This is a genomic window from Vibrio palustris (assembly GCF_024346995.1).
GTDB classification, from domain to species: Bacteria; Pseudomonadota; Gammaproteobacteria; order Enterobacterales; family Vibrionaceae; genus Vibrio; species Vibrio palustris.
The window spans coordinates 1,575,279-1,587,643 of record NZ_AP024887.1; the positions used below are offsets into that span (position 1 = coordinate 1,575,279).

The following is a 12,365-nucleotide window of genomic DNA, read 5'->3' on the forward strand; positions in this document are numbered from 1 at the left end:
ATTGCCCTTGTCCTCGAACAACCTAGTTAGCCGAGCACCGCTAGGTACTCGATTATTATATTAATAGATAGATGATAGAAATTGTGCCAACCGGGGGGATTTTGGCTGGGTAAATACAGTGTGTGGGTCACCTTGCTCTTCAACTTGTCCTTGATGCAAAAACATCACGTGATTGGACACATCCCGCGCGAACGACATTTCATGGGTGACCACCAGCATGGTTCGTCCTTCTTCGGCTAAACCGCGCATGACACCTAATACCTCACCGACTAACTCTGGGTCTAATGCGGACGTTGGCTCATCAAATAACATGACTTCTGGCTCCACCGCCAAAGCGCGAGCAATCGCCGCCCGTTGCTGCTGCCCACCGGATAACTGCCCAGGATAGTAATCACGTTTGTCATACATCCCGACCCGCTTTAAGAGTGCTTTCGCTTGCTCTATGGCAGCGGCTTTCGGAACACCTAATACATGGATGGGTGCTTCAATAATATTACCTAGCACCGTCATATGAGACCACAAATTAAAGCTTTGAAATACCATCGCCAATCGTGAGCGAATACGCTCCACTTGACGGGCATCGGAGGGGGTTATACTACCGCTTTTGTTCACTGCCATTTTTATTTGTTCATTTTTAACCCAAATCTCACCCGCTGTTGGCGTTTCTAATAGGTTAATACAGCGCAGAAAGGTACTTTTCCCAGAGCCCGATGCCCCAATAATAGAAATGACATCACCCTTTTGGGCGTGTAATGAAATGCCTTTGAGCACTTCATGCTGCCCAAAGGTTTTATGGAGATCTTTCACGTGCAGTGATACTGCTTCATTCATGCCGCTCTTCCCTGTTGACACTATGGCAAACACAACTCCGTGTGCCTGCCATAAAACTATCACTCCCCTTTATGGTATGCAATTGGCTTTTATCAATCCTAGTGATGCAATGACGTCACTTTGTGAAGTCAATATAAATTAAAAATTATTACGTTTTCCGATCATTTATTGATTTAGTTTAAGGTTTGCAGCTTTTTTTTAGCTTAGAGTGTTTATCAACAGAAACAAATTGCATTATGAATGCATGCTGCAACTCTTAGTGTTCATTCATAATATTCTTTAAATAAGTGTACTGGCACCCAGCGCGGGGCTGGCTCAATAAGCTAGGTCAGTACGTGTTTTTTTCTACTACAAAGGTAGGTATGTCATGGCAGAGCAATTTGCTAAAGCTTGGGAAAGTTTTGTTGAAGGTGAATGGCAAAATGAAGTAAACGTTCGCGACTTTATCCAAAAAAACTACACTCCTTATGAGGGAGACGAGTCATTCCTCGTTTCTGAGGGTACTGAAGCGACCAATGCGCTTTGGGCCAAAGTCATGGAAGGCATTAAACAAGAAAACGCAACTCATGCTCCAGTTGACTTCGATACATCGGTTATTTCTACTGTCACTTCTCACGATGCAGGCTACATTAATAAAGACCTTGAGAAAATTGTTGGCCTACAAACTGAAGCGCCACTTAAACGTGCGATTATCCCTAACGGTGGTATTCGTATGGTTGAAGGCTCTTGCAAAGCCTATGGGCGCGAACTCGACCCCGTCACTAAAAAAATCTACTCTGAATTACGCAAAACTCACAACCAAGGTGTATTCGACGTTTACACCCCGTCTATCCTCAAATGTCGTAAAGCGGGTATCTTAACAGGCCTTCCTGATGCTTACGGCCGTGGCCGTATTATTGGTGACTACCGTCGTATCGCGCTATACGGTATCGATCGTTTGATGGAAGACAAATACGCACAATTTACCTCTTTACAAGAAGATTTTGAAAACGGTGTTGACCTTAGCGCGACCATTCAATTGCGTGAAGAAGTAGCAGAGCAACATCGTGCGCTTGCTCAAATCAAAGAAATGGCCGCTAAATACGGCTGCGATATCGGGCGCCCAGCACAAAACGCTCAAGAAGCGATTCAATGGACGTATTTTGGTTATCTTGCCGCGGTCAAATCTCAAAACGGCGCTGCCATGTCTCTTGGCCGTACCTCAACCTTCCTAGATATTTACATTGAACGTGATATTGCTGCTGGCCGTATTAACGAAGCAGATGCACAAGAATTAGTCGACCATTTTGTCATGAAACTGCGTATGGTGCGTTTCCTACGTACTCCTGAATACGATGAATTGTTCTCAGGCGATCCGATTTGGGCAACCGAGTCTATTGGCGGTATGGGATTAGATGGCCGTACTTTGGTATCACGAACTAACTTCCGTTTCCTTAATAGCTTATACACTATGGGGCCTTCTCCAGAGCCAAACACTACTGTTTTGTGGTCTGAAAAACTGCCTGTCGGTTTCAAAAAATTCTGTGCCAAAGTCTCTATTGATACCTCATCGATTCAATACGAAAACGATGATTTAATGCGCCCAGACTTCAACTCTGATGATTATGCCATCGCGTGTTGTGTCTCTCCAATGGTTGTGGGTAAGCAAATGCAATTCTTTGGGGCTCGTGCTAACTTGGCAAAAACCATGCTTTACACCATTAATGGTGGTATGGATGAAAAAATGAAAATTCAGGTCGGCCCTGAAATGCCAAAAATCACCGCGGAAGTATTAGATTACGATGAATTGTGGAGCAAAATGGACCATTTCATGGATTGGTTGGCAAAACAATACGTTACGGCATTAAACGCCATTCATTTCATGCATGACAAATACAGCTATGAAGCTTCATTAATGGCGCTACATGACTTGCACGTCAAACGCACTATGGCATGTGGTATTGCAGGGCTATCGGTTGCGGCTGACTCATTGTCTGCGGTGAAATACGCGAAAGTGAAACCAATTCGTGATGAAGATGGGCTAGCGATTGATTTTGATATTGACGGCGATTATCCAAAATTCGGTAACAATGACCCACGAGTTGATGACATTGCCTGCGAACTAGTACGCGTGTTCATGAACAAAATTCGTGAATTGAAAACCTATCGTGATGCAGTGCCAACTCAATCAATTCTTACCATTACTTCAAACGTAGTTTACGGTAAGAAAACTGGTAACACTCCAGATGGTCGCCGCGCTGGTGCACCGTTTGGTCCGGGGGCGAACCCAATGCACGGACGTGATCAAAAAGGCGCGGTGGCATCATTAACATCCGTAGGGAAACTGCCGTTTGCCGATGCGCAAGATGGGATTTCATACACTTTCTCCATCGTACCTAATGCTCTTGGTAAAGAAGAAAACTCACAGCGGTCTAACCTAGCAGGTTTGATGGACGGATACTTCCACCACCAAGAGAACGTTGAAGGCGGCCAACACTTAAATGTTAACGTGCTTAACCGTGATACTTTGTTGGATGCTGTCGAGCACCCAGAAAACTACCCACAATTAACCATTCGTGTGTCAGGGTATGCGGTTCGCTTTAACTCACTTACTCGTGAACAGCAACAAGATGTTATTTCACGTACATTTACAGAAACTATGTAATCACGTGATATCTTCATCTTAAAAAGCCTCGCTACGGCGAGGCTTTTTATTATTTTTAGCGTATCCGTTAATATTTTTACACACTATTAATATCTGATGCTTATTTTTATTTAAATACAATTAAATACTTCGCAAATCACTATATTCTGCTTTAACTTTGTCATAAAATAATAATGAAAACGCCTTAAGAGAGAAATGCTTATGTCTACAATTGGTCGTATACATTCCTACGAAACCTGCGGTACTGTCGATGGTCCTGGCATTCGTTTCATCATCTTTTTACAAGGGTGTTTACTGCGGTGTAAATATTGTCATAACCGTGATACTTGGGATACTCATATCGGCAAAGAGACGACCGTCGAAGACATTATTAATGAAGCCAAGACTTATCGTCACTTTATGAATGCCTCAGGTGGTGGTATTACCTGCTCAGGCGGAGAATCGATGTTACAACCAGAGTTTGTCCGAGATTTATTTCAAGCAGCCCACGCCGAAGGCATTCATACGTGCTTGGACACCAATGGTTATGTGCGTAAATATACTCCGGTCATCGATGAAGTAATGGATGCAACCGACTTGGTCATGCTCGATATAAAACAAATGAACAATAGCGTGCATGAAAACTTAGTCGGTGTTTCTAATAAACGAATTTTGGACTTTGCGCGTTACCTGCAAAATATCGGTAAACAAACTTGGCTGCGCTATGTGATAGTGCCTGGTTATACCGATGATGATGAGTCAGCGCATTCTTTAGGCCAATTTATTAAGGATATGGATAATATTGTAAAAATAGAAATGTTGCCGTATCACAAATTAGGGGCTCATAAATGGGAGGCCATGGGAGAAGAATATCCCTTGGAGGGCGTTAACCCGCCAAGTAAAGACACCATGGAGCGGATTAAACATATCTTACTGCAATATAAAGACCAGGTGACCTATTAATTTTAATGATAAAACTATCTTAACACTTTAATTATTCACCACAGTAAATACTGTCACAATCGATACCGAATCATTCACGATGATTCGGTATTTTTTTATTAGTAATAAATGAAAATACGTATAACACTGTGTTGAGATCATATTTTGTGAGTAAAAAGATAGGTAATCTAAGAATAGAACTTACGATAACTGATTAAAAATTTTTGAGGCCTGTTATGGAAATGACCCATGCACAACGTCTAATTTTATCCAACCAATACCTATTAATGTCGCAGTTAGACACCAATAATGCCGAGCATTACGAACGCTTGAAAACCATCATCGAGCGTGGCTATGATCTACAAATCAGAGAGTTAACCAAAGAATTTGGTTGCTTACCTGAAACACAATGCCATGAAATCATTACAACTATGGAGATGTTTCATGCCATCCAAGAGTCTTATAATTTACTGACACCTGACGCGCAAAATGATGTCGATGAACGCCGACTCCGCTTCCTTGGTTATGATGGCGAAACCGAGACACAATCAATGAATTATGTCCGTTTTCTCGTATATACTGAGCAACGTTATCCGCAATTTCTTCCAAATGAACATCAATTTAACAGCCAAGTGCCAATGACGAATAAATACCAACGGATGCTGGCTATTTGGCACACATGTCCCCGTCAATATCATTTATCTTTGAGCGAGATTCATCAACTATTCAATGCTTAATTATTACTGATCCCCTTTAAGAAAAAAGGCGCATATTGCGCCTTTTTCTATCTTCACTTGCGGATAGATGATTTAAAACCGATACGTTAAACCAACATTAGCGCTGTGTACTACATCATGAGACACAATAGGGCTATCGTTAATATCAGAATCAAGATACGTCAATTTTGCGCCGGTAAATACGCGAATATTCGGTGTTACGTTGGCGAAAACGCCTAACGCTGCGTACCACTCGCCTGCGCCACCGACATCGTAGCGACGGATATTCGAGCGCGCTGACTCTTCACTGGAGACACCATATAAATAATCGGCCATTTTAGATGAGTTATATTGATATCCAACTTTAGACGTAATCCCTGAATCACCAAACACTAGATGAGTATAGCTCCACCCAGCATCAACTAAATAGCCATGGTGCTCGCCCGTAAACTCTAAGGCTGCTTTTACCGATAATTGACCAACAGGTAATTCGTAACGTAACTCTGGACCGGTCAAGCCAGTCGCATGACGCTTGTCGAGTTCTTGCATGGCAAGATTATCAGAATCTTTGGGATCAAAACTACGTCCATCATAGGTCACTTGCCAAACGAGGTTTTGCGGCGCATCAAGAGGGAATAATCCAAAGCCCATTTCCGGTCCTTGGATATAAAAATGTTCGCCTCGGTAGCCAATCATTGGAAAGCCATCGTTACTGCTATCGGTCTCTTTATAAACCTTACTGCTGTAATGATACCCACCGCCTATCGCCAGACCTTCTGATCGCGAGTAGGCTGAATAAGATGTCAATAAAGCGACGCCACCCGCCGCCATAATTAACAAACGTGATGCCTTTGTCATGGTTCACCTTTTTCACTCAAAATGACACTTTGATCACTTTCGTGTGACTTGCTTTGTGTAAGTAATGGTCAATCTTCGACGTTTTAGCCTAGATTAAATGAATAGGGATGAAGAGAACGAAATCGAAAGTCCCTTGCATACATTAGAATAATGTTAATGCCACATGAGTCATAAAGCTACTGAGAAATGTAAATAAACGCATAATTGTTAAGCAAAAGAGAGCGACCCGAACTAGGATTAAAAAGTGAAGGAATTGTGTTTTAAGCGGTTTTATGTCAGTAGACATTATTTAGAGGGGAATCACTATGAGTATTTTTGACCACTTTCAGGCACGTTATGAAGCCGCCAAGGATGAAGAGTTATCAATACAAGAGTTTCTAGCTCAGTGTAAAGACGATAAGAGTGCATACGCAAACGCAGCAGAGCGTTTGCTTTTGGCCATCGGTGAACCTGAGATGGTCGATACATCTAAGCACCCACGTCTCAGTCGAATTTTTTCTAATCGAGTCATTGCTCGTTATGAACCCTTTAAAGAGTTCTATGGCATGGAAGAAGCCATCGAGCAAATCGTCTCCTACCTCCGACACGCGGCGCAAGGTCTTGAAGAAAGAAAACAAATTCTTTACCTACTTGGCCCTGTGGGCGGAGGTAAATCATCGCTCGCAGAAAAACTCAAAGCACTCATGCAACAACAACCCATCTATGTTCTGTCGGCGAACGGGCAACGTAGTCCTGTTAATGACCATCCATTTTGCTTATTTAACGTCAATGAAGATGGCGAATTACTAAAACAAGATTATGGCATAGAGAAACGCTACTTACGCTCGATTATGTCGCCTTGGGCCGCGAAGCGCCTGCATGAGTTTGGTGGTGATATCACCAAGTTTAAAGTCGTCAAGGTACGCCCTTCTATTCTTGATCAAGTCGGTATCGCAAAAACGGAGCCAGGGGACGAAAATAATCAAGACATTTCTGCGCTGGTCGGTAAAGTGGATATCCGCCAGCTAGAACATTTCTCACAAGATGACCCTGATGCCTACAGCTACTCAGGTGCATTATGTCGAGCCAACCAAGGTTTGATGGAATTCGTTGAGATGTTCAAAGCCCCAATTAAGGTATTGCACCCGTTATTAACCGCCACACAAGAAGGTAACTTCAATGGTACTGAAGGATTATCTGCCCTCCCCTTTGATGGGATGATTTTGGCCCACTCCAACGAATCAGAATGGCAAACGTTCCGTAATAACAAAAATAATGAGGCCTTTTTAGACCGAGTCTATATTGTCAAGGTTCCCTATTGTTTACGCGTATCAGAAGAAGTTAAAATTTACGAAAAACTGCTTGAACACAGTGAGCTGTTTCATGCACCTTGCGCCCCCAGCACCTTAGATTTGTTAGCGCAATTTAGTGTACTCTCACGCTTAAAAGTACCTGAAAACTCGTCTATTTTCTCCAAAATGCGCGTCTATGATGGCGAAACGCTAAAAGATACGGATCCAAAAGCGAAGAGCTATCAAGAATATCGTGACTATGCGGGAGTAGATGAAGGCATGTCCGGTCTTTCAACCCGTTTCGCCTTTAAAATATTATCGCGTGTGTTCAACTTTGATCATGTCGAAGTGGCGGCGAATCCAGTGCATCTTTTTTATGTGATAGAACAGCAAATCGAACGTGAACAGTTTCCACAAGATACCGCAGAACGTTATCTTGAATTTGTTAAAGGCTATTTAGTACCACGCTACGTCGAGTTCATTGGTAAAGAGATTCAAACTGCTTATCTCGAGTCATACTCTGAGTATGGACAGAATATTTTCGATCGGTACGTCACGTATGCCGACTTCTGGATTCAGGATCAAGAATACCGCGATCCTGAAACTGGGCAACTATTTGATCGTTCATCGCTCAATAGTGAACTCGAAAAAATAGAGAAAACCGCCGGCATCAGTAACCCCAAAGATTTTCGTAACGAAATCGTTAATTTTGTACTGCGTGCACGTGCAAATAATAGCGGCAAAAATCCGCTTTGGACGAGCTACGAAAAATTGCGCACCGTTATTGAGAAAAAAATGTTCTCCAACACAGAGGAACTGTTACCGGTTATTTCATTCAATACTAAAACTTCATCTGAAGATCAGAAAAAACACGACAATTTCGTGGCACGGATGATGGAGAAAGGCTATACGGAAAAACAAGTTCGCTTGCTTTCTGAATGGTATTTACGAGTTCGTAAATCCTCGTAATTACATTCATTGATTCACCTTAGCAAGTTCTGGATGATGTCCTTGCGCTTGCTAAGGCATTCGACACCACGTGCTAGATAATAAGCGTGGTGACGTATAAGGAGGAATGCATGGCGCAATTTATTGATAGAAGATTAAATGGCAAAAACAAAAGCGCGATCAATCGCCAACGCTTTTTACGCCGCTATAAAGACCAAATAAAAGAATCTGTAGCAGATGCGGTCAACCGACGCTCTATAACCAATACCGATTCCGGTGAGGATATTTCCATTCCAAGCCGTGATATTAAAGAGCCCTCATTTCACCAAGGTAAAGGGGGCGAGCGTGAACGTGTTCACCCGGGGAATGATCAATTTACACGGGGTGACCGTATTGAGCGTCCTACCGGCGGACAAGGTGGTGGTGGTTCCGGTGAAGGGGATGCCAGCGCCGATGGTGAAGGCCAAGATGACTTCGTCTTTCAAATTTCGAAGGATGAATACCTCGATCTATTGTTTGAAGATCTTGAATTACCGAACCTTGAAAAAAATGACGTCAACAAAATTACCGAATGGAAAAATCATCGCTCGGGGTATCAAACCTCTGGTGTCCCCTCAAACATTTCGATTGTCCGTTCCCTGCAACAATCGCTGGCACGTCGTACCGCATTAACCGCAGGGAAACGACGTTTAATGCGTGAGTTAGAAGCTGAATTAGACAACCTAAAGCATCACGAACCGGCGCAACTGATAGAAGAAAACCGGATACAAGAAGAAATCGATGCGCTACGTCATCAAATACAATGCGTACCATTTATTGATACGTTTGACTTACGGTTTAAAAACTACCAAAAACGTCCGATCCCATCCAGCCAAGCCGTCATGTTCTGTGTAATGGACGTATCAGGCTCTATGGATCAAGCGACTAAAGACATTGCGAAACGGTTTTATGTCTTACTGTACTTATTCTTAACGCGTAAATATGAAAATGTAGAAGTCGTATATATTCGCCACCATACTCAAGCGAAAGAAGTAGATGAGCAAGAGTTTTTCTACTCTCAGGAAACCGGCGGCACTATTGTCTCGAGCGCACTGAAACTCATGCAAGAGATCATAGCAAAACGCTACCCTCTCAATGAATGGAATATTTACGCAGCGCAAGCCTCCGATGGGGATAATTGGGCCGACGATTCACCGCGCTGTAAAGAATTACTGAGTGACACCTTGTTACCGGAGTGTCGCTATTATGCCTATATCGAAATCACACGACGCTCCCATCAAACTTTATGGCATGAGTACGAGAAATTACAAGCGTCCTTTGAGAACTTTGCCATTAAAAATATTCGAACGGTCGACGATATTTATCCGGTATTTCGTGAATTGTTCCAAAAAGAAACGGCATAGGGAGACTAGCGTATGGCGACAAAAACCCAACCATCTGGAGCGGCAACCCATTCATCAAAACGCGAGCGCTTACCCGATGGACCCGATTGGACCTTTGATTTACTCGAGCAATACCATACTGAAATCCGCCAAGCGGCTGAGCATTTCCGTTTAGATACGTACACTAACCAAATAGAAATCATCACCTCAGAGCAAATGATGGATGCCTATTCTAGTATTGGTATGCCGATCAATTATAACCATTGGTCGTTTGGCAAGAAATTCATTCAAACCGAGCAAGGCTATAAGCATGGTCAAATGGGCTTGGCTTATGAAATAGTGATTAATTCAGATCCCTGTATTGCTTACTTAATGGAAGAAAACACCGTCACTATGCAAGCACTCGTCATGGCGCATGCGTGTTATGGACACAACTCATTTTTCAAAGGTAATTACCTATTTCAAACCTGGACGGATGCGTCTTCAATTATCGACTATTTATTATTTGCTAAAAAATACATTCATCATTGTGAAGAAAAATATGGTGAGAAAGAAGTCGAAGCGTTGATCGATAGTTGCCATGCGTTAATGAACTATGGTGTAGACCGCTATAAACGCCCAGAGAAAATCTCAATAGCCGAAGAAAAAGCCCGCCAAGAAGAACGTGAAGCTTACCTACAATCTCAGGTAAATGAGCTATGGCGTACTGTGCCTAAAATGGAAAAAGAACTCCCTGATGAGCCTTGCTTTCCAAGTGAACCTCAAGAAAATATTCTTTATTTTATTGAAAAAAATGCACCACTGTTAGAGTCTTGGCAGCGTGAAATTGTGCGTATTGTACGTAAGGTCAGCCAGTATTTTTACCCACAAAAACAAACCCAAGTGATGAATGAAGGCTGGGCAACCTTCTGGCATTACACCATCTTAAATTATCTTTACGATGAAGGCGTGGTATCCGATAAATTCATTTTAGAATTTTTACATAGTCACACTAGTGTAGTCGCACAGCCCCCATATAATAGCCCATATTATAGTGGCATTAACCCGTATGCACTCGGTTTTGCCATGTTCCAAGATATTAAGCGTATCTGTGAAGAACCGACTGAAGAAGACTACGCATGGTTTCCGAACCTCGCAGGTACCGATTGGTTAGATGCTGTACACTTCGCTATGCACAATTTCAAAGATGAAAGCTTCATCCGCCAGTATCTGTCGCCAAAGGTAATGCGCGATTTTAAAATGTTCGCGATTGGAGACGACGACAGGAAAAATTTCATTGAAGTTAGCGCCATTCATGACGAGTTGGGCTATAAAGAAATTCGCGAGAAATTGGCGGATCAATACAACTTAAGTAATATTGAACCTAATATCCAAGTCTATAACGTGGATGTGCGCGGGGACCGCTCACTCACCTTGCAGTACGTTCCACAGGATAGAATACCGCTCGATGCCAGTTACGAAGAGGTCATGAAACATATGCATCGTTTATGGGGATTTGAAGTCAAACTAGAAGAAGTCAAAGAAACCGGGCGAAGAGAACTACTCGCCACTTGCCCCAAACGCGAACCATAATCTGGTAATACGTTACCCGACAGTACCACCTCAACAGAAACGTGCGAGTATTCATAGCCTCACACGTTTCTGTCTAATTACCGCCAAGTTATCGAGACCTGACGTGTTTTTTATACCTGGGACTCACAATAAATATCTGGATGCCAAATTTGCATGAGTACATCCGGGTTTTCAATTGGTTGGAAACCATACTGTGCATACAAACCATGCGCATCTCTTGTCGCTAATACCATACGCCTTAAACCTTGAAGCTCGGGATGAGACACGATGCTTTCAACGAGGTACTTACTCAAACCTTTGCCTCGGTGATTTTCTACTATGAATACATCAGCAAGGTAAGCAAACGTTGCTTGGTCTGTTATCAGGCGAGCAAAACCTACTTGAGAATGATGGCAATCATAGACACCAAAACAAAAAGAGTTTGAAATAGCTTTGGCAAGAGTATGCTTGGGGATACCTGCTGCCCAGTAACTTTCTGAAAGAAATCCGTAAATGACGTCAAAGTCGAGATGATTTTCATCCGTGCTGATTGTGTATTCTTGCACCCTTTTTTCCTTTTTGAGTGATAACGTTTGCAGCAGCAAACTCGACCTAAACGATTAGCTCATCTGATGATTACGCTTGTTAAGCGTTTATTTCAACGATTGAAAAGTGATGACTTGCTATATTAAAGCCTTCGCGTAAGTAGAACTTATGCGCGAGAAAACGCTGGACGCCAGAATCTAGATGAATTTGATCACAGCTATTTTCTAAGGCATAGGATTTAAACCAATCGATCAAAAAACTGCCAACGCCTAGAGAACGACATTCACAGTGTGTTACCAAGTCATCGATGTAAATATATTTACCCCAAGCAAGCTTTTCACCAACGTTGAAACCCGCAACGGCAAGTATGTTTTGCTTTGATTTTACATAGACGACTTGATAGCCCATCGACTGCTGCTTTTCGACTTGAGCTGCTAGTGAGTCTCGATTGTAACTCGGGCGAAGTTGCAGCAACATATCCAATACTGATGTGTAGTCGGCGTTTTTCTCTAGAAATTGGACTTCCATGTTTCCTCCATTTTTGACGGCTAACCGTTATTAGGCAGCCACCACCTACCTAACATTTTCATAAAATACTGACGAAACTATCATAACACATTGTTTTAACGATATTATTATATTTCGATTAAAACAAATCGCAGAACGTGTCCGTACCACAACCCAGTATACAACTAGG

The 12,365-nt window shown here is 42.6% G+C and carries 10 protein-coding genes; 6 read left to right on the forward strand and 4 right to left on the reverse strand.

Annotated elements, in window-relative coordinates:
• Positions 1 to 60: 60 nt before the first annotated feature.
• Positions 61 to 831, reverse strand: coding sequence for an ABC transporter ATP-binding protein (locus tag OCU30_RS07465; protein WP_077312594.1), 771 nt, complete (start codon positions 829 to 831; stop codon positions 61 to 63).
• Positions 832 to 1,198: 367 nt separating this feature from the next.
• On the opposite strand from OCU30_RS07465, the gene pflB reads away from it, so the two are divergent.
• The 3 genes from pflB (at position 1,199) to OCU30_RS07480 (ending at position 5,133) form a co-directional block, all read left to right on the forward strand.
• Positions 1,199 to 3,475, forward strand: a complete 2,277-nt coding sequence (gene pflB, locus OCU30_RS07470; RefSeq protein ID WP_077312592.1) for a formate C-acetyltransferase — start codon at positions 1,199 to 1,201, stop codon at positions 3,473 to 3,475.
• Positions 3,476 to 3,676: 201 nt separating this feature from the next.
• Positions 3,677 to 4,417: a pyruvate formate lyase 1-activating protein gene (pflA, locus tag OCU30_RS07475; RefSeq protein WP_077313646.1), complete on the forward strand. Its 741-nt coding sequence runs from the start codon at positions 3,677 to 3,679 to the stop codon at positions 4,415 to 4,417.
• Between the two features lie 215 nt (positions 4,418 to 4,632).
• Positions 4,633 to 5,133, forward strand: a complete 501-nt coding sequence (locus OCU30_RS07480; RefSeq protein WP_077312590.1) for a YfbU family protein — start codon at positions 4,633 to 4,635, stop codon at positions 5,131 to 5,133.
• A 72-nt stretch (positions 5,134 to 5,205) separates the two neighbouring features.
• Here the strand turns inward: OCU30_RS07480 and OCU30_RS07485 are convergent, their stop codons facing one another.
• The gene (locus tag OCU30_RS07485) at positions 5,206 to 5,970 is read right to left on the reverse strand and encodes a MipA/OmpV family protein (RefSeq protein ID WP_077312588.1); all 765 of its coding nucleotides are present in this window, start codon (positions 5,968 to 5,970) and stop codon (positions 5,206 to 5,208) included.
• A 305-nt stretch (positions 5,971 to 6,275) separates the two neighbouring features.
• Here OCU30_RS07485 and OCU30_RS07490 point away from each other — a divergent pair, with 305 nt between their 5' ends.
• From OCU30_RS07490 to OCU30_RS07500, 3 genes are all read left to right on the forward strand, one after another.
• The gene (locus OCU30_RS07490) at positions 6,276 to 8,210 is read left to right on the forward strand and encodes a PrkA family serine protein kinase (protein ID WP_077312586.1); all 1,935 of its coding nucleotides are present in this window, start codon (positions 6,276 to 6,278) and stop codon (positions 8,208 to 8,210) included.
• Positions 8,211 to 8,320: 110 nt separating this feature from the next.
• Positions 8,321 to 9,592 carry a YeaH/YhbH family protein gene (locus tag OCU30_RS07495; RefSeq protein WP_077312584.1) on the forward strand — a complete coding sequence of 424 codons (1,272 nt, stop codon included), beginning with the start codon at positions 8,321 to 8,323 and terminating at the stop codon, positions 9,590 to 9,592.
• 12 nt (positions 9,593 to 9,604) lie between these two features.
• Complete coding sequence (locus OCU30_RS07500; protein ID WP_077312582.1) at positions 9,605 to 11,143, forward strand: SpoVR family protein; 1,539 nt, start codon at positions 9,605 to 9,607, stop codon at positions 11,141 to 11,143.
• A gap of 110 nt (positions 11,144 to 11,253) precedes the next feature.
• Here OCU30_RS07500 and OCU30_RS07505 read toward each other — a convergent pair whose 3' ends face one another.
• Together OCU30_RS07505 and OCU30_RS07510 are read right to left on the reverse strand one after the other, a co-directional pair.
• On the reverse strand, positions 11,254 to 11,688 hold the full coding sequence (locus tag OCU30_RS07505; RefSeq protein WP_077312580.1) for a GNAT family N-acetyltransferase: 435 nt from the start codon (positions 11,686 to 11,688) through the stop codon (positions 11,254 to 11,256).
• 79 nt (positions 11,689 to 11,767) lie between these two features.
• Positions 11,768 to 12,196, reverse strand: a complete 429-nt coding sequence (locus tag OCU30_RS07510; protein WP_077312578.1) for a GNAT family N-acetyltransferase — start codon at positions 12,194 to 12,196, stop codon at positions 11,768 to 11,770.
• Positions 12,197 to 12,365: the final 169 nt, after the last annotated feature.